We start from the raw sequence: 18578 nt of genomic DNA, 5'->3' as shown, positions 1-18578 counted from the left end.
GAGCAGGTTATGCGAGTCGTTGTACTGGGAAGTGGCGTAGTGGGGGTTACCAGTGCCTGGTATCTGAGTCAGGCGGGACATGAGGTGACAGTCATTGACAGGGAGCCTGGTCCGGCGCTGGAGACCAGTGCGGCGAACGCAGGGCAAATCTCGCCTGGCTACGCTGCGCCCTGGGCGGCACCTGGCGTACCGTTGAAAGCGATTAAATGGATGTTCCAGCGTCATGCGCCGCTGGCGATAAGTCTCGATGGCACCTCTTCTCAACTCAAATGGATGTGGCAGATGCTGCGTAACTGCGACACCCGCCACTATATGGAAAACAAAGGCCGCATGGTGCGGCTGGCAGAATACAGCCGCGACTGCCTAAAGCTGTTGCGTGAAACCACCCATATTCAGTACGAAGGCCGTCAGGGCGGGACGTTACAGCTTTTCCGTACCCCGGAGCAGTATGAAAACGCCACCCGCGATATCGCCGTACTGGAGGATGCCGGAGTGCCTTATCAGTTGCTGGAATCCGCCCGTCTGGCGGAGGTAGAACCGGCACTGGCGCAGGTCGCACATAAACTCTCAGGCGGTCTGCGTTTACCCAACGATGAAACCGGCGACTGTCAGCTTTTTACTCAGCAACTGGCGCAGATGGCGGTGCAGGCGGGCGTCACATTCCGCTTTAACACCCCTGTTGACAGACTCCTGTATGAGGGTGAGCAGATTTACGGCGTGAAATGTGGCGATGAAGTGGTGAAAGCCGATGCCTACGTCATGGCCTTTGGCTCCTATTCCACGGCGATGCTAAAAGGGATCGTTGATATCCCGGTCTACCCCCTGAAAGGTTATTCGCTGACTATACCCATTGCGGAGGAGGCGGGCGCGCCAGTTTCGACTATTCTCGATGAAACCTACAAGATTGCGATTACCCGTTTTGATAACCGTATTCGCGTCGGCGGAATGGCGGAGATCGTCGGCTTTAATACCGAACTCCTCAAATCGCGCCGCGCCACGCTGGAAATGGTGGTTAAGGATCTCTTTCCACGCGGCGGGCATGTAGAACAGGCAACGTTCTGGACCGGGCTGCGTCCAATGACGCCAGATGGTACGCCAGTCGTGGGACGTGCCCCGTTTAAAAACTTATGGCTGAATACCGGGCATGGCACCCTGGGCTGGACGATGGCCTGTGGTTCGGGTCAACTGTTGAGCGACCTGATTTCCGGCCGCACGCCAGCCATTCCATGGGAGGATTTAAGCGTGGCGCGCTATCAACCGGGTTTTACCCCCTCGCGGCCGCAACATTTACACGGTGTTCACAACTAAGCCGCCCATCTTAAAACAAGGAGAATGTATGTCTCGTCCTGTCCAGGCGACTGTCGACTTACACGCACTTCGGCAGAACCTGCAGGTAGTCAGGCGTGCTGCACCACACTGCCGCGTCTGGTCAGTGGTGAAGGCTAATGCTTACGGTCACGGTATCGATCGTATCTGGCGTGCCCTGGAAGGCACCGACGGTTTTGCGCTGCTCAATCTGGAGGAGGCCATTCTCCTGCGCGAGCGCGGCTGGAAGGGACCGATTCTGATGCTGGAAGGCTTTTTCCACGCCGATGAGCTGCCGTTGTTTGATAAATATCGCCTCACGACCAGTGTCCATAGCAACTGGCAGGTAAAAGCCTTGCAGGATGCCAGGCTGCACGCGCCGCTGGATGTTTACCTGAAAATGAACAGTGGGATGAACCGGCTGGGCTTTCAGCCAGAGCGTGTGCAAACGCTCTGGCGACAACTGCGGGAGTTGGGCAATGTGGGCGATATCACCCTGATGGCCCATTTTGCCGATGCGGAAAAACCGGATGGAATTGACCGGGCGATGGAACGTATTAACCACGCCTCGGAAGGACTTGATTGCCCCCGTTCGCTCTCCAACTCTGCCGCCACGCTTTGGCACCCGGAAGCCCACGGCGACTGGGTGCGACCCGGTATCGTGCTTTATGGCGCGTCGCCGTCCGGGGAGTGGCAGGATGTGGCTGGCAGTGGTATCAAACCGGTTATGAGCCTGACAAGTCAGATTATTGCCGTGCAAACCCTGCGTGCCGGGGACTGTGTGGGCTATGGCAGTCGTTATCGTGCTACGCAGGAGCAGCGGATTGGCATTGTCGCCTGTGGTTATGCTGATGGCTACCCGCGCCTTGCCCGTACAGGCACGCCAGTGCTGGTAGACGGTATCCGCACCGGGACGGTAGGGGCTATTTCGATGGATATGCTCACAGTCGACCTGACGCCGTGCCCGCAAGCGGGCATCGGTACGCCGGTAGAACTATGGGGTAACGAAATTAAAATCGATGAGGTGGCCGCCTCGGCGGGGACGGTTGGTTATGAATTAATGTGCGCACTCGCGCCACGCGTCCCCATTGTGACAGTGTAACTATGATGAGGCGGTCATTCCGCCTCATCATCCGCAACCCGGACACCAACCTTACGTACGGTGTCCTCTTCTTTCTCTGCGACCGTCCAGATCATGCCGGCAAACTCAACCTGATCTCCCACCACGGGCGCCGCCCCCAGAAGTTGCTGAACAATCTCACCCAGTGTCTGCTGTTTATCCCGGTACTCCAGGCCATCTTCCAGACCATAAATCAGCGCCACATCGGCAAACTTTGCATCTGCTTCGAGAATAAAATCTCCGAAGAAACGCTGGTCCAGCGAGACGGGGGGAGACTGGCTAAAGAGCTTACCCAGCGCGGGCAGGTCGCGTTCACGACCAATCACGCACAGCACGTCACCTTCGCGCAGTCGCGTACTGCCGGTAGGATGCAGAAGCGCATTATCGCGAAACAGGGCGGCAATACGCGTTTCCGAAGGCATATGCAGGTCGCGGAGAGCGGCCCCCACACACCATTTATCGGCGCTCAACTGGTAGACAAACTGTTCCCATGGATTTTCCGGGTGAATATCCAGCCCGACGCGGGAAACCGGCCACCCCACGGGCGGTACGACGACTCTGGCTTTTTTGGCCGCCCACGACAGCGATGTTCCCTGGAAGAGCAGCGAAATCAGCACCACAAAGAAGGCGACATTAAAAAACAGCCTCGCATTGTCCAGACCGGCCATCATCGGGAAGACGGCAAGAATGATCGGCACCGCACCACGCAATCCCACCCAACTGATGAAAATGCGCTCACGCAAATTGAAGCCGCGAAATGGCAACAGTCCGGCGAAAACCGACAGCGGGCGGGCGAAAAAGATCATCCACGCCGAGAGAAGCAGTGCCGGAATGGCAATCGGCAGTAAATCAGATGGCGTGACCAGCAGCCCAAGGACGAGGAACATGCCGATTTGCGCCAGCCAGGCCAGACCATCAAAGTTTTGCTGAATGGCGTAACGATTGCGTATCGGGCGGTTACCCAGCACAAAACCGCACAGATAGACCGCCAGGATCCCGCTGCCTTCAATGGCGGTAGTAACCGAGAAGACCAGAATACCGCCGCTCAGCGCCAGCAGAGGATAAAGCCCGGCGGGGAGGGAAATGCGATTGATCATCTGTTGCAGCAAATAGCCGCCCGCGAGACCTAACACGATACCCAGGCCAAACTGCTGGATAATATGTACGACAAACATCCAGCTCAGGCCTGCATGGTGTTGTTGAATCATCTCAATGAGCGTGATGGTCAAAAAGACCGCCATCGGATCGTTGCTGCCTGACTCAATTTCCAGCGTCGAACCGACGCGTTCGTTCAGCCCTTTCCCGCCGAGCAGCGAGAACACCGCAGCCGCATCCGTCGAGCCGACAATCGCACCGATCAGCAACCCTTCCATAATGTTGAGGTGGAACAACCATGCCGCCATCATTCCGGTCAGCCCGGAAGTGATAAGCACACCCACGGTCGCCAGAGAGAGGGCGGGCCACAGCGCCACGCGAAAGGAGCTTGCCTGGGTTCGCATTCCGCCATCAAGCAAAATCACCGCCAGCGCGAGGTTACTGACCATATAGGCGAACGGATAGTTATCGAACGGGATGCCGCCAATACCGTCAATGCCGGCCAGCATGCCAATGGCCAGAAAGATAACAAGAATCGGGATACCGAGACGGGATGAGAAAGAACTTAATAAAATACTGCAGGTTACAAGTACAGAACCCAAAATAAACAGACTAATTACCGCCGCTGCATCCAATGTCGTGCTTCTCCTCTTGCCCGTAAAACGGTGAAACCCGTAGCCGCTCAGAGCCAGGACGCGCTGAGCGGCTACGGTTTAAAAACCCGATTTATATTAACGGCAGAAATACAGATTTAATCAGTCGGTTAAATGTTTTTTTTATGCGCCCAATACGGGATGGCCTGAAACGGTCAGCCGAGTGTGCTTATCATGCTCTAAAACTGCATGCGCACCCAGAGGTAGCGTGACGGTCTCCTGCTCGTGACCAAAGGCAAGCCCTGTTATCACCGGGATCGAGAGCCTGCTTCGCAAGTATTCCACCATCGTATTAAGATTGTAGCCTGCATCGTATTCATTGGGATCGGCACTGGTGAAACTGCCCAGTACGAGCGCCTTCTGGCGCGCGAGAATGCCGCAATGCATCAACTGCAACAGCATACGTTCCACGCGGAAAGGATGCTCATTGATATCCTCAACGACCAGAATGCCGCCCTCAATGGCCGGAAGCCACGGGGTACCAATAAGCGAAACCAGCATCGCCAGATTTCCCCCCCATAGCGTGCCTTGCGTGTGGCAGCGGGGGCCTTCGCCATTCCACTCGATGGTCAGCTCAGACTGGCGCAGCGCCTGCCAGAAATGGCGACCGGTAAAATCATTAAGTGCAGGCGCGCCGAAATTACCCGCCAGCATTGGGCCACTAAAGGTGATAACGCCGCCACGGGCTAATAATCCCATCTGCACAGCTGTAAAGTCGCTGTGTCCACAGATAAGCAGCGGCTGGGATTGCTGGCGACGGGCAAGGCCCGGCCAGTCAATCTTTTCCAGCAAACGGCTTGCGCCATAACCGCCGCGAACGGGGAGAACGATAATATCCGCGCCTTCCAGCGCGACCAGAGCGTTGAGGTCATTGAGACGTTCACTGTCCTGGCCTGCAAAGCGCTGATCGCGACGGGTAATGACATCACGGTTATCTACCTGATGCCCCTGTAACTCCAGCCGTTGAACCCCAAGCGCTGCGGCCTGTTGGTTAATGCAGTAGCCGGAGGGGGCGATCAAATGAAACCTGGACATGGCAATTCCTTGCTGACATCTAATTGGAAACGGTTATCATGCCGCTAACCCTGTTTGTTGTCATCCGTAGTGATGCGTTCACCAAAGAAGGATTGCGTGTGAAATTGAGATGGTTTGCTTTTTTAATTGTATTGCTGGCGGGTTGTAGCTCGAAACGCACGGATTACCGTAACCCGGACTGGAATCCGGAAGTACCGGTAAAACGGGCGATGCAGTGGATGCCAGTCAGTGAAAAAGCGGGGGCGGCGTGGGGCGTCAGTCCGCGTCTGATTACCGCGATGATTGCGGTTGAGTCAGGCGGCAACCCCAACCTTGTCAGTAAATCGAATGCCGTGGGATTGATGCAGTTGAAAGCGTCGACTTCCGGGCGAGAAGTGTATCGCTATATGGGCTGGAGCGGTGAGCCTTCGACCAGTGAGCTGAAAAACCCCGAGCGCAATATCTCTATGGGGGCCGCATATCTGAGCATTATGGAGCACGGGGTACTGGCGGGAATTAAAGATCCTCAGGTGATGCAGTATGCTCTGGTGGTCTCATATGTTAACGGTGCTGGCGCGCTGCTGCGGACATTCTCGTCTGACAGGAAAAAAGCGATCGACAAGATTAACGACCTGAGTGCCGATGGCTTTTTTGAGCATGTCGTAGAAAATCACCCGGCACCACAGGCGCCGCGCTATATCTGGAAGGTACAGAAAGCGATGAACGCCATGTAAATGGCAAAAGACCCGCCTGATGAGCGGGTCTTTTTTTAGCGTACCCGGCTGGCGCGTTCGCGGGCTTCGCGCTCGAGCGCAAAGATAATACGCTGGAGTTCGCGCTCAACGCCGGGGCTGACGTTAAGAAAGCGAAAACTCAGACGTGGCGTAGTAATGGTTTCGTTCTTGCCATCCACCACTTTTCTCTCACCGATAGCGATAAGCTGAGCGTCAAAATAGAACTGTCCCCAGGAGGCCATATCCAGTTCTATCTGGGAAAAGCGCATACCAGCCTGCAACCCTTCCGGAACGGTGCCATCCAGTAACGCGCCCATACCGCCGAGTGAAAGATCAAAAAGGCGAAAACGCAGTTCCGTCTTTTTGTCCGGCATTTTGGCTTTGCAGAAATAAGCAGGGTGTAGCGGCGCGTTGATACGAAAATATTCGCGACGCTGAATAAAATAGAGACTTTCTGGCAGTTCGGAAATAAAAGCGGGCAAAGCCTGATAATCGCCGCTGTGCAGAGCGGGGAGGGTAAATTCAACTTTGGCGCCCTGGGTTTCGGCGGTGATAGTCACTTTTGTGGCGCGTTGCACTGCCGTGTTATCAAACTCCTGACTACCGAAGTCCATGATCAACTCATCGGGATTCACTTCGAGGATCTTACTGATGAATTGCCCGCTCGACCACGCAATGCACACCGGTACCTGGCTCTTTTGCAAATCGCGTAAGACGCCGAGTACGGCTAATGGACTATTTTTCAGGAACTGCTCACTGTACTTACTCACGCCGAAAGGCTCCTTGATCACTGACAGACAGTCTAGATGCACTATCGGCAACTCCGGAGAATTCTTAATACAAATTTGTAAAAATTTTCTGAGGAATTGCAATTAAGTCTGTGAGATGAAAATGCTTTTCACGCTCTCGTCTATACTTTGCTCAACGTGCGGGCATTATGCCCGATACGTACATATCACGTTGTAGCAGGAGAAAATAAAATGGGCATCATCGCGTGGATTGTTTTTGGTCTGATTGCAGGCGTTATCGCAAAATTAATCATGCCTGGCCGGGATGGCGGCGGATTCATTTTGACCTGTATCCTTGGGATTGTCGGGGCTGTTGTAGGTGGCTGGCTTGCGACCCGCTTTAATTTTGGCGGCGATGTAACGGGTTTTAACCTTCACAGCTTCCTGGTTGCGGTGGTGGGTGCGATTATTGTACTGGCAGTCTTCAGGCTGCTACGGCGGGGTTAATTGTATTTGTAAAGCAATAAGGCCGGTGAGTTTGTTCACCGGCCTTTTCTTTTATTGCGCCGCAGCTTTTTGTGGCTCTGTTGTCGTTTGGGTGACAGGCTCCCGGGCAGGCAGGCTGTCACAAGGCTGTTCTTTCGGACAGACCAGATCGAGCATTTTCAGCGTGACGCCGTTTGTCCAGCCGAAACCGTCCTGCAACGGATATTCACCGCCGCCACCGCCTGTTCCGGTAGTGCTGACATCATATTTCTCCACCAGCTTCTTCTCGCGATCATAGGTATGTTGCACGTTCGAGAGGAAGCGCCAGGTGACATCCATCGACAGCTTTTTCTGATCGTAGTTTTGCAAACCGGCGGCCGCTACCCATTGCAGTGGCGCCCAGCCATTCGGCGCATCCCATTGTTGGCCACTGTTGACGGTGGTTGTGGAAATCCCGCCGGGTTTCAACAACCGCGACTGTGTCGCCGCTGCGACCTTCGCTGCGCGTTCTTTTGCCGCTGCATTTACATACAGTGGGAAGAGAGCGGCTGCCGTCAACTGATTACGAACTTTTTTGGTTTTCAGATCGTAATCGGCATACCACCCCTCTTTATCATTCCACAGGTTCGCTTCCATGGCTTTCTGCCGGGCCGAGGCCAGCGCTTCATACTGGCTCGCTTTGGCGCTGTCGCCAGACGCCTGGCTGGCGCGGGCAATCATTTTTTCCATTTTGTACATCAGCGCATTCAAATCCACCGGCACGATGCTGGTGGTGCGGATTGTTCCCAGTTGTTGCGGATCATCCATCCAGCGAGAACTGAAATCCCAGCCTGACGCCGCAGCGGAGCGCAGGTCGCGATAGATCTCGGTTGCCGGGCGGTTCGGGTTATTCTTCGCGGTAGTGACATCGTCCAGCCAGGACTCCGGACGCGGAGTGTCTTTATCATCCCAGTAGCGGTTCAGCACCGAACCGTCATCGAGTTTCACGACCCGCTTGTTAGCCTGACCGTTTTGTAGCCCCTCCAGCCCTTCCATCCAGTAGTGGTACTCTTTTTCCATTTGCGGCAGGTAGGTCTTGAGCACGTTATCGCCGTCATGGGATGCCAGTAACTCCACCATAAAAGCAAAGAAGGGGGGTTGGGAGCGGCTCAGATAGTAACTACGGTTGCCGTTGGGAATATGGCCCCAGGTATCAATTTCGTAAGCAAAGTTTGCCACCATGTCTTCGATTTTGTCCCAGTGTCCGCTCTCAGCCAGCCCCAGCATGGTGAAATAACTGTCCCAGTAATAGACCTCGCGGAAGCGGCCGCCCGGCACTACATAAGGCTTCGGCAGGGGGAGCAGCGAATCCCATTTTCCGGCTTTGTCGGTCGTGCGCGTCAGCACGGGCCACAGACCATCTATATGCTCACGCAGGCTTTGCCCTTCCGGTGGGACATACTTTTCCCCTTCCTTTGGCAGATCAAAGTTGACGTTGACGAAGTGGCGTAAATCAAAGCTGGTCTGGTTTCGCTGCATACGATAATCCGCCAGAATCATCAGGGGATCCCCCTTGGGCACGGCATCGGCGAATGTTTTCTGATCGGCAAAGAGTTTGGCGCTTTGAACATCGCTAAACAACGGGCCGAGCAGGATATCCGGCGATTGCGGAGTGTTGGGCGCTTCCGCCGCGAACGCTGACGGAATAAGTGAAAGCAGAGCGCCACCCAGTGCGATGTGCATTGCAAGATACAAGGCGCGCTGACGGCGCAAATCTGGTCTTGTCATTAACTGTTCTCCTTAGCGGGTAAAAAGCGGGGCCGCAGTAGCCAACCTTGTGAAAACCTTAGTCGAATATCAGCCGAACGGCGTGCCCTGTGTGGCATTTTCCGTGCTTCCAGATAATTTACCTTGCCCCCTTTTGGTATAAGTAAAAATTATGATTGGATGCCCGAAAAATGACATTCCGGTGCTTTTTATGACCAGAATAGGTTATGAAGTAGCAATTCAGACTAATAAATACGATTTCTGTCAAATAAAATAACGTCAATCGATCAGTTTTTCTTATTGAAAGAAAGGTGTCATATTCGTTTTGTATCAAATAAGCTGAATTGATTCATTTAACGTGAGTTCACATTAAGTTAGCACTGCTAAATAGTGTCGCCCTGAAAATAACTTATTTAGCAAAAATAAAATATTTCCGCTGTTGATTATTTCGCAAAGGTAAGACCGATGAGTAATATTGACCTGACATGGATGCGCTATTTCATTTCATTCGCTTTCCCGTCCCTGACATTTCATGCTTTGCGCATCATTCCCTGTATTAAATGTGGTTTTTGGCCTACCAGGAATAAGGGGTAAATGAAGTGAATATTATATTTTAGGATTAATCCGATAACGAGTTTGTCAGGAGACGTTTCTAAGTGGCGCGGCAGATAAAATCATTAAATACAGTATGTTGATCTAAACTGGAAGGGGATTTAAGCTAATGCTGGCAATGATTTTTATCATCGCGTTCCCAAAGTGAAATTGTTTCTTGAGAATTGTCTTATTTTGCGTAATTCTTAAATATTCATTTTTCATTAAGGCCGGGATGATATTGAATTGTATCGTCTCGTCTGTAAAATTTAGACACGATTATCATTGATGAAGTCATATTCTCGCTGCCTTGCTGGTGCAACGGCTCGTGCGGTAGCTATGCCTTTAATTAATTATTCGGCTGTTTTACAGGCTAAGGGAGAGACTTATTTTGAAAGAATGAAAAAGTTCTTTCCTGAACGTTCCAGTTCCACACAGTAATATATTTGCAATGGAAATCACTGCTATGAAAATGCGAAATGTATTAGCCCTGCTGTTTGTTTTTGCACTCTCCGCATGTAAAGCACCACCGCCGGCGACTCCCACAGACGACACGATTGTGACCAGCGAGGTGAATGGCACCACGCTTACCCACCGCTATGCGGTAAAACCACCAAAAGAGTTTCAGCCTATCAAAGAGAACTACCGTGCACTCTATCCTGCGTCGCTGATGAGCACGCCGGATTACGGCGGCAAAATGATCCGCCAGCTGCAAACCGGTAAAACCTATGTGGTACTGGGCCAGGTTGAGCACTTCTGGATGGCGCTGGCCGATGAAGGTCAGGAAGAGTTGATCGGTTATGTTCCGATGCGTGCGGTCGTGAAAAGCGAGCTGTACGACGAAACCGTGCGGAAACAAACCCCGCGCCTGAGAGCCCGTCAGAAACAGACCTGTGTGTCGGTGGATGGTAGCAGTAAAGCATGTAAAAACAGCAACTCAGGTACGTGGATTCTCAACTAACTCGCCATCATGAGCGATGGATATGAAAACTAACTTCGTGGTACGCCAGATAATCCTGGCGTTTTTCCTTACGCTGACCACCCTGGTCAGCGGTTGTGGATCGACTTCACATAGCGTACCTGCCAGCTACACCCTTCAATTTCAGGCGCACCCGCAGGTCAACGCATCCGCGCCGCTCAAAGTCAGGGTTCTGCTGTTGAAATCCGACGCGACGTTCATGTCCGCCGATTTCTGGTCGCTACAAAACAATGCGGGAAACACCCTTGGGGCTAACCTGCTCAACAGCGATGAGTTCTTCTTGCTGCCCGGCCAACTGACAAAAACACTCACCGGCCAGGCTAACCCGGAAGCTCGCTATATCGGCGTGATGGCGGAGTATCAGGCGCTGGATGGCAAAAAATGGCGAATCTCCATTCCGCTTCCCGTGCAGGGTGAAAGTCGCTTTTACGAATTCTGGAAATCGTCGTCTGACTCACTTGAAGCCAGCGTTTTTCTCGACGTGAACGGGATCCGCGTCGTTTCCAGATAGCGCCCAGTCTTAACAGGAAAACAGCATGAACAAAGCAGAAAAGGTCGTCTGGACCGAGGGTATGTTTCTGCGTCCCCATCATTTTCAACGTGCGGAAAGCCACCTGCATAACCACATTCGTGAATGGGGGACGTTACAACGCCCCTTCCTGTGGGGCTTTCTGGACCTTGAACTTGATGACGCAATGTTACGCCAGGGCTGTATCGCGCTGAGTTACGCCAGCGGTCTGCTACCGGATGGCACATTTTTTTCCTTTCACGATCCTCGTTATGCGCCCGCGCCATTAGCCATTGGGGATAACGTTACCAATGAGCGTGTCGTGCTGGCCTTACCTGCCCGTCGGGGTGGTCGTGAAGAGGTTATCTTCAGCGAGGATAAAGAGTCACTGGCACGCTACGTTGCCTGGGAAGCGGAAGTGGATGATGACAACGCCATTTCGGTTGGCCCGGCGGCCGTACAATTTGGCCGGTTACGTCTGAAACTGATGCTGGAAAAAGATCTCACTGCCGAGTGGACGGCGATGGGTGTGGTTCAGATACTGGAAAAGCGGAACGATAATCACATTCGTCATGATTCGGCCTATATTCCGCCGATGCTTAACGCCACTAACAGCGCGCCGCTGTACGCGATGATACCCACGCCACAAACCGTTCAGCGTGCCGCCGCGCAGACACCGAAAGGGCGCCTGCGGATCGACCCGGTCCAGAGCGAGAGCGCGCAATCCGGAACGACCACCAGCAACGAGAGCAGCGGCGATGTGCTTAAAGGCGAACTGCTGGATGCACTGCTTGAAGGAATGGGGCTCAGTGATATGCAGCCCACGCCGCAGTTTGATCGGGAAAACATGCGCCAGCTCGGACAGATGCTGAGCATGTTTTCGCAAGGGACAGTGGCGCTGTTGTCATCACGCTCGATCCTTAAACGTGGGGTAAAAGCGGACATGACGATGGTGCTCGATGACGCCAACAACCCGTTTAAATTGCTGCCTTCCGGCAAAACCGTGCTGATGCAGATGTTCGGTACCCGTATGCCGGGCTTTATGCCGCCCAAAAAATCGGTACGCGATGCGCTTATCGACTTACAGGCTCACCAGTTGGGGATGATCTCCGGCATTCGCGCCATTATTGCCGCTATGCTTCAGTCCTTTAACCCGGAACTGCTGGAAGAGGACGCAAAACGTGACGGGGCTACTGCGCGTCTTGGCATGCTCTCCAATCGCAAAGCGGCGCTGTGGGACTATTTCGTGCGTTCTTACGCAGAAACAGCCGGTGAAATCGATGACGACTTCCACACGCTTTTTGGCGAAGCTTTCCTGCACGCCTATGACATGGAAGTAAACCAGTACAAAGACTCACAAAGCGCATCGGAAGAACAACAATGAATATCAGCACCGCCTCAATGTCCCGACAGGGCGCGCGTGCGAGTAACCAGGATCAAACGGGTGAAAGCATTGGCGAACGCGCCGCATGTTTCGTGGTATGCGACGGTATTGCCGGGCTTCCCGGCGGCGACGTGGCGGCCGAGCTCGCCCGCAATGCCATCATTACCCGCTTCGATGGCGACCAGCATCTGAATGCGCAATACATTCGCGAGTATATCTACGAAGCCAACAACGCCATTCGCATCGAACAAAAAGCGGCTGAACAATTTCAGCGTATGGGCACCACCATGGTGAGTCTGTTTATTGACCGTGATTACCACCTGGCCTACTGGGTGCATGCGGGCGACAGCCGACTTTACCTGTTTCGCCGCGGGTGGCTCTACCACGTCACCACCGATCACAGTCTGGTACAGCAGATGAAAGACGCCGGACACCAGACCGATGGCATTAACAGCAACTTACTCTACTTCGCGTTGGGGCTGGGTGACGATGAGCGCGAAGCCAGCTACAGCGATGTGGTGCCGATTGAAGACGGCGATGTGTTTTTGCTCTGCACCGACGGTTTCTGGCACGGGGTGAGCGAAGAGCAGATGAAGCAGTCGCTTCATATGGTCAACACACCGCATGAGTGGCTGACATTAATGAATCAGATACTGCTGCGCACCAACGTGGAGAGTCATGACCAGCAGGACAATTACAGCGCTGTAGCGGTGTGGGTTGGTGCCCCGCAGGACACCACGCTTCTGCACTCGCTGGCGCAAGCGTCGCAGTTTTTCCCTCTTCGTGATTGATACAGGCTTACAAGGAATTTTATGAAACTTTGGCTTCCGGGGCTGGCACTCTTCGCGGTCTGTTTTGGCGCTCAGGCTGAAAACTACCGTATCGTGCAGTCTCCTACACAAAAACTGGATATCTGGATCGACGACATCGCGGATAACTCGCCGAAAAGCTGGTGTGCCCGGGAATTGCCGCTGCGTATCGTGGCAAATGGCGATAAAAAAGTCACCGTGCTCGACAGTTTTATGCCGCGTCTGGGTGCGCTGCTCGAAAATCAGTGCGGCACCTTAACGCTGGTGCGCTGGAAACTGACCGATGCGCAAAACAACACGCTGGCCCAGGGGACCGCAAGCAAAGCGAAAGATTGGGCGCCCGTGGTAACTCCGGCGGCTGCGACGACAACTACGCCGCCCGCGGCAAATACCGCCAGTGAATTACAACTGCCGGAAGGCCGACCGGAAGATAACTCGCCTGCGGCGAACCGCACACCATGGCAGGAGTTCACTCTCCAGGATGGCTGCCATCTGCGTACATTCTGGCAAGGAGACAGCAGCAGCCCGGCGCTGTTTATCCCGGCCAAAGACGACGGTAAATGTGAGAAGGGTGGCTGGCTCAATGGCCGCAGTGATGTTAGCCAAATCACTAACGGCATTGAGCGTAAAACCACCATGACCTTTGTTCATGGTTTCCCGGTCAGCGGTCTGAGCGACAGTGTGGATGCCGACCGTCTGCTAATAACCACAGTAAACAACGAACGAATGGTGGCCAGCGAAGGCAGTCTCGGTCAGAGCTGGATGATCCTGCCTTATGTACCGTCTCTGAGCGGATGGCAGGCGAACGGCACCGTGGCGGTCGAAGTTTCACGCGAACTGCTAAACGATCAGGCCCGCCTGCAGGCCCGGCTTGATGAGGTCCGTAAAGTCTGGACCCCGTGGTTCGCCCCAGGTACAACACTCAACATTTTGCTGATTGACTCACTGCGTCCGCAACTGCGCGACCCCGCGGTCGGTACCTATAAGGCTGTGCACTAATTTATTGCCCCTCACTGCCCTCACTGCATAGCCCGGATAAGGCGCATGCGCCGCCATTCGGGGGCTACGGTGCGAGAGCGTTGGGTGAGGGGCAGAGGCCACACTATATAATTCGTCGAACACTGAGGAGCGGTGATGAACACACTAGAGCAACAACTCGCGGGAGAATCACTCCAGGAGAGTCTGGGGCAACTGGAAAACCGCATTCGCAAGCAGCCTGGCGATGCCGACCTGCGTGCGGCCTTCACGCAAATGCTCTGCCTTGAGGGCAACTGGCCGCGCGCCCTGGCACAGCTTAAAAGCTGGCTGGCGCTGACGCCGCAGGCGCAACCGACCATTACCTTGCTTGAACAGACCATCAATGGCGAACGCCAGCGCGCGGAAGTGATGGCCGGACGGGGGCGTCCGACAATGCCGGAAAAAAACTGGCCGTGGCTGGCGGCAATGGTTACCGCCCTCGATCTTTCGGCAACCGAAGCCTGCTCGCAGCGCATTGGGGCGCTGGAACAGGCCGAAGCGATCCCCGGCGAGTTGACATTGCAGGATGGCACCACGCACAGCTTCGACTGGCTGATGGATGGCGACTGCCGCTTTGGTCCGGTCTGCGAGGCCATCGTCAACGGGCGCTACTTCTGGCTGCCATTCAGCGCGATTGAAGAGATGGAGTTCCAGCCTCCGGCGAGTGTCATCGACCTGGTCTGGCGACATACCCGCATCCGCCTGCATGACGGCAGCGAGCAGGTTTGTCAGATCCCGGCGCGCTATCCGCTGGAAAATCAGGTCGAAGACCGTTTCTTACTGTCACGCACTACCGAGTGGCAGCCGCTGCCGGGCGAGGAGCCTCATTACATGGGGCGCGGTCAAAAAGTATGGCTTAACGATAGTGCGGAATACCCGCTGCTCGATTTAGCCAGCGTACGTTTTGCACAGGGCGATACGCATGAGTAGCCAGCCCCAGGACGATCGCGACCTGCTGCGCAGCGGCTGGCGCGCCAGAAACGGCAAAGAGTCGCCGGGGGCGCGCGACAAAATGCAGCCGTCATTGCTGGACCGTCTGACCGATGATGCGCCGGATAAAAAGCAGGAGCCGCTCAACAGCAACCTGGTCTCGCACAATACGCTACGTCGCCACGTACTGCGTGACCTGCAGTGGCTGTTCAACACCATTAATAACGAGGCGCAAAACGATCTCTCAAAACTGAGTCACGTGCGCCGCTCGGTCGCCAATTTTGGCGTGGCGCCCCTGGCTGGTCAGCGCATGTCCGACATTGAATGGCACGATATCCAGCGCAAACTCACCGACGCTATTTTGCATTTCGAACCGCGTATTTTGCCCCAGGGGCTGATGGTGCGCTGTATCTCCGATACAAAGTCGCTGGATCTGCACAACGTCTTGTCGATTGAAATCAAAGGCCGCCTGTGGTGCGTGCCGTATCCGTTAAGCTTTTTGTTTCGCACTGATGTCGACCTGGAAAATGGCCATTTCGAGTTAAAAGATGTGGGGTAAGCGTGGAGAGTAAATTACTCGAGTATTACAACCGCGAACTGGCCTGGCTGCGGGAGATGGGGCAGGAATTTGCGGGCCGCTATCCGAAAGTGGCGGGGCGGCTGGGTATGCAGGGCATGGACGTCGCCGACCCGTACGTCGAGCGACTGATGGAAGGGTTCGCCTTTTTAACCTCTCGCGTGCAGCTCAAGATGGACGCCGAGTTCCCCCGGTTCTCTCAGCGTCTGCTGGAGATGATCGCACCAAACTACCTTGCGCCCACTCCGTCAATGGCCATTGCCGAGCTGCAACCTGACCCTGGCAAAGGCGATTTAAGTAAAGGCTTTGTGGTACCGCGCGGCACCATGATGGACAGCCAGACGCTCAAGAAAAATGGCGTCACCTGCAGTTACACCACCGCGCACGATGTGACGTTACTGCCGCTGAGCATCAGCGCCGTAGAACTGGGCGGCGTGCCCGCCGATCTGCCGCTGCTGCGTATCGGCCTCGGACAGAGCGGGGCGGTAAGCGCGCTGCGGATCCGGTTGCGCTGTGACGGTCCGGTGAAACTCTCACACCTTGATTTTGACCGCGTGGAGTTCTTTTTAAGCGGCCCGGATATGCAGGCACTACAACTGCTGGAACTGTTGATGGCGCATCAGGTCGGGGCGCTGGCGCTGATTCCCGGCACCTCAACCGCGCCTCTGGTTCTGCCGGAAGATGCGTTACACCATGAGGGCTTCGAATCCGATCAGGCGCTGTTGCCGGATGATTTGCGTAACTTTGACGGTTACCGTCTGCTACAGGAGTATTTTGCTTTTCCGTCGCGTTTTCTCTTTTTCAGTCTGAAAGGGCTGCGCCCACTGCTGGCGCAGAGCGATGATGCCACCACATTTGACATCATCATCCTGCTGGATAAAACCGATGACCAGCTTGAACGCGTGGTGGATAAAAACCATCTGGCGCTGCACTGCACCCCGGTGGTGAACCTGTTCGCTAAAGTGGCGGAACGGCAAAAACTCAGCGACAGTCAGCACGAATATCACCTGGTGGTCGATAACATCCGTCCGATGGATTACGAGATTTACGCCGTTACTCGTATTCATGCCAGCGTTGACGGGCAGCGTGATGAACAGGAGTTTCGCCCGTTCTGGCGTAGCCAGAGCCAGGATGACGGCAACTACGGCGCCTACTTTTCGCTGCGCCGCGAACAGCGCGGCCTGTCGGAACATGCCCAGCGCTACGGTACACGTACCGGCTATATCGGTTCGGAAGTGTTTGCCTCGCTGGTCGATGAACAGCATGCCCCCTGGCGAGACGACCTGCGTTATATCACCGCCGAAGTGCTGTGTACCAGCCGCGACCTGCCGCTGATGCTCCAGCAGGAGATGGGCAAATTTGTGCTGCCTGACTCACTGCCGGTTAAAAATCCGCGTCTGCGCAAAGGGCCAACGCCACCGCGCCCGGCGCTGGCGGAAGGGTTCAGTACCTGGCAACTGGTTAGTCAACTACAGATGAATTACCTGAGCCTGATGGACGGCGAAGAAGGGCAAGGGGCGGCGGCGCTTCGCCAGTTACTGGGCCTCTATACCCGACTGGCTGAAGCCCCGGTAGCCAGACAGATTGACGGCGTGCGCCAGTGCGTGTTGCAACCGGTACACCGCCGGGTACCGGAGCCTGGGCCAATTGTCTTCGCCCGTGGTGTGAGTATCTCGCTGACGGTGGACGAACAGGCCTTTTCCGGGTTTAGCCCGTGGCTGTTCGGTAGCGTACTGGAACGGGTCTTTGCACGGCTGGTGGCGATCAATAGCTTTACCGAATTCACGCTCAAAAGTCAGCAGCGCGGCGAAGTGGGCTACTGGCCGCCGCGTATGGGCAAAAGGGCGCTGCTATGAGCGAAACGCTTGCTCGTCTGGCCCCTGTGAAGCGGGCAACTGCCATGCCGCCGTCCTTCTGGCAGAACGTGATGGCGGCCCCCTGGCGTTACGATCTGTTTACCCTGTTGCGGCGTGTTGATGCCCAGGGGGGAGAGCGTTATCCACTGGGACGCGCGCCGCTGCCGCGCTTTGAACCTCTGCGTATCGGTCAGAAACCGTCGCTCGGTTTTGCCCCTTCAACCCTGGCAGAGGTGCGTCAGCGCGACCAGTCATCGCTGTATGATGTGTCGATTTTGAGTTTTGGTCTCTTCGGGCCGAACGGGCCGCTGCCGCTGCACCTGACAGAGTATGCGCGCGAGCGGCTGGATCACCATCAGGATGAGAGCCTGACGGCTTTTGCGGACCTGTTTCATCACCGGCTGACGCTCCTGTTTTATCGCGCCTGGGCCGATGCACAGCCGACGGTTTCACTCGATCGCGCGGACAATAAACGCTTCGAGCGCTATATCGCTTCGCTTATCGGCATGGGGCAGCCGGGACAACTGGAAAAAGGCTCTCTGAGTCCGCATGCCCGCTTCGCCCTGGCCGGACATCTAACGCGTAACGGTCGTGACCCGGAAGGGCTGGAGAAGATCCTGCGCGCCTACTTCAATGTACCAGTGAAAGTCGTGGCGAACGTTCCACAATGGATGCCGCTGGGTGAGCGAGAAAGAGCGCGTTTGCAGGGCGGACGTCGTGCGCCGCGTCTGGGTGAATCAGCTTTTCTGGGAGCGGCGGTACGCGATGTCACCCATAATTTTCGCATTGAGCTGGGGCCGCTGGATGCCGAAACCTACCGCCATTTTCTGCCCGGCGAGGCCTGGGTAACCCGGCTTCGCGACTGGGTTCGTCAGTATCTTGGCATTGAGTATCAATGGTCACTGCGCGTGTTGTTACAAAGTCAGGATGTGACCGGTGCGGCGCTGGGCGGTTCAGGGCGCCTGGGCTACAGCGCCTGGCTGGGTATGCAGCCGCAGCCGCTTGCACGCGGTGATTTGGTTTTCAGTCCGGAGCGGTGATACTTC

17 protein-coding genes are annotated in these 18578 nt (G+C 55.1%); 13 read left to right on the top strand and 4 right to left on the bottom strand.

The genetic code is table 11. The features are described 5' to 3' along the window. Window positions 1-9: 9 nt before the first annotated feature. Together AAIG39_RS09275 and dadX are read left to right on the top strand one after the other, a co-directional pair. Window positions 10-1308 (top strand): D-amino acid dehydrogenase, encoded by a 1299-nt coding sequence (locus AAIG39_RS09275; protein WP_343193697.1) that lies wholly within the window; start codon window positions 10-12, stop codon window positions 1306-1308. Between the two features lie 28 nt (window positions 1309-1336). Further along, complete coding sequence (dadX, locus tag AAIG39_RS09270) at window positions 1337-2407, top strand: catabolic alanine racemase DadX (RefSeq protein WP_343193696.1); 1071 nt, start codon at window positions 1337-1339, stop codon at window positions 2405-2407. 14 nt (window positions 2408-2421) lie between these two features. On the opposite strand, the gene AAIG39_RS09265 is transcribed toward dadX, so the two are convergent. Continuing rightward, the gene (locus AAIG39_RS09265; protein ID WP_090085964.1) at window positions 2422-4155 is read right to left on the bottom strand and encodes a potassium/proton antiporter; all 1734 of its coding nucleotides are present in this window, start codon (window positions 4153-4155) and stop codon (window positions 2422-2424) included. 141 nt (window positions 4156-4296) lie between these two features. Then, on the bottom strand, window positions 4297-5208 hold the full coding sequence (gene ldcA, locus AAIG39_RS09260) for a muramoyltetrapeptide carboxypeptidase (protein ID WP_343193695.1): 912 nt from the start codon (window positions 5206-5208) through the stop codon (window positions 4297-4299). Between the two features lie 98 nt (window positions 5209-5306). On the opposite strand from ldcA, the gene emtA reads away from it, so the two are divergent. Next, window positions 5307-5921: a membrane-bound lytic murein transglycosylase EmtA gene (gene emtA / locus AAIG39_RS09255; RefSeq protein WP_090086066.1), complete on the top strand. Its 615-nt coding sequence runs from the start codon at window positions 5307-5309 to the stop codon at window positions 5919-5921. Window positions 5922-5956: 35 nt separating this feature from the next. On the opposite strand, the gene ycgR is transcribed toward emtA, so the two are convergent. Beyond that, window positions 5957-6691, bottom strand: a complete 735-nt coding sequence (gene ycgR, locus AAIG39_RS09250; protein WP_090085970.1) for a flagellar brake protein YcgR — start codon at window positions 6689-6691, stop codon at window positions 5957-5959. Between the two features lie 210 nt (window positions 6692-6901). Between ycgR and AAIG39_RS09245 the strand changes: the two genes are divergently transcribed. Then, window positions 6902-7156, top strand: coding sequence for a GlsB/YeaQ/YmgE family stress response membrane protein (locus AAIG39_RS09245; protein ID WP_090085972.1), 255 nt, complete (start codon window positions 6902-6904; stop codon window positions 7154-7156). Between the two features lie 51 nt (window positions 7157-7207). Here the strand turns inward: AAIG39_RS09245 and AAIG39_RS09240 are convergent, their stop codons facing one another. Then, the gene (locus AAIG39_RS09240; RefSeq protein ID WP_343193694.1) at window positions 7208-8902 is read right to left on the bottom strand and encodes an alpha,alpha-trehalase; all 1695 of its coding nucleotides are present in this window, start codon (window positions 8900-8902) and stop codon (window positions 7208-7210) included. A 1036-nt stretch (window positions 8903-9938) separates the two neighbouring features. Between AAIG39_RS09240 and AAIG39_RS09235 the strand changes: the two genes are divergently transcribed. The 9 genes from AAIG39_RS09235 to tssG all read left to right on the top strand — a co-directional run bounded on the left by AAIG39_RS09235 (window position 9939) and on the right by tssG (window position 18572). Then, a complete protein-coding gene (locus tag AAIG39_RS09235; RefSeq protein ID WP_047370836.1) occupies window positions 9939-10433 on the top strand; it encodes a hypothetical protein in 495 nt (164 codons plus the stop codon). Between the two features lie 22 nt (window positions 10434-10455). Further along, a complete protein-coding gene (gene tssJ, locus AAIG39_RS09230; RefSeq protein ID WP_343193693.1) occupies window positions 10456-10962 on the top strand; it encodes a type VI secretion system lipoprotein TssJ in 507 nt (168 codons plus the stop codon). A gap of 25 nt (window positions 10963-10987) precedes the next feature. After that, window positions 10988-12343 carry a type VI secretion system baseplate subunit TssK gene (gene tssK, locus AAIG39_RS09225; protein ID WP_343193692.1) on the top strand — a complete coding sequence of 452 codons (1356 nt, stop codon included), beginning with the start codon at window positions 10988-10990 and terminating at the stop codon, window positions 12341-12343. Continuing rightward, window positions 12340-13134: a PP2C family protein-serine/threonine phosphatase gene (locus tag AAIG39_RS09220; protein ID WP_343193691.1), complete on the top strand. Its 795-nt coding sequence runs from the start codon at window positions 12340-12342 to the stop codon at window positions 13132-13134. The genes tssK and AAIG39_RS09220 overlap by 4 nt, the downstream gene beginning before the upstream one ends. 21 nt (window positions 13135-13155) lie before the next feature. Next, on the top strand, window positions 13156-14151 hold the full coding sequence (locus AAIG39_RS09215; RefSeq protein ID WP_090085996.1) for a hypothetical protein: 996 nt from the start codon (window positions 13156-13158) through the stop codon (window positions 14149-14151). A 135-nt stretch (window positions 14152-14286) separates the two neighbouring features. Continuing rightward, a complete protein-coding gene (locus AAIG39_RS09210) occupies window positions 14287-15099 on the top strand; it encodes a type VI secretion system accessory protein TagJ (RefSeq protein WP_090085998.1) in 813 nt (270 codons plus the stop codon). Next, the gene (tssE, locus tag AAIG39_RS09205) at window positions 15092-15658 is read left to right on the top strand and encodes a type VI secretion system baseplate subunit TssE (protein ID WP_090086000.1); all 567 of its coding nucleotides are present in this window, start codon (window positions 15092-15094) and stop codon (window positions 15656-15658) included. Before AAIG39_RS09210 ends, tssE begins: the two co-directional genes overlap by 8 nt. Window positions 15659-15660: 2 nt before the next feature. Beyond that, complete coding sequence (gene tssF, locus AAIG39_RS09200) at window positions 15661-17532, top strand: type VI secretion system baseplate subunit TssF (protein WP_090086002.1); 1872 nt, start codon at window positions 15661-15663, stop codon at window positions 17530-17532. Beyond that, complete coding sequence (tssG, locus tag AAIG39_RS09195) at window positions 17529-18572, top strand: type VI secretion system baseplate subunit TssG (protein ID WP_090086004.1); 1044 nt, start codon at window positions 17529-17531, stop codon at window positions 18570-18572. The genes tssF and tssG overlap by 4 nt, the downstream gene beginning before the upstream one ends. Window positions 18573-18578: the final 6 nt, after the last annotated feature.

This window comes from Phytobacter palmae (genome assembly GCF_039409775.1).
In the GTDB taxonomy this organism is placed as follows: Bacteria; Pseudomonadota; Gammaproteobacteria; order Enterobacterales; family Enterobacteriaceae; genus Phytobacter; species Phytobacter palmae.
The sequence above is the reverse complement of the archived record's forward strand: the minus strand, read 5'-3'. Positions and strand labels throughout refer to the sequence as shown.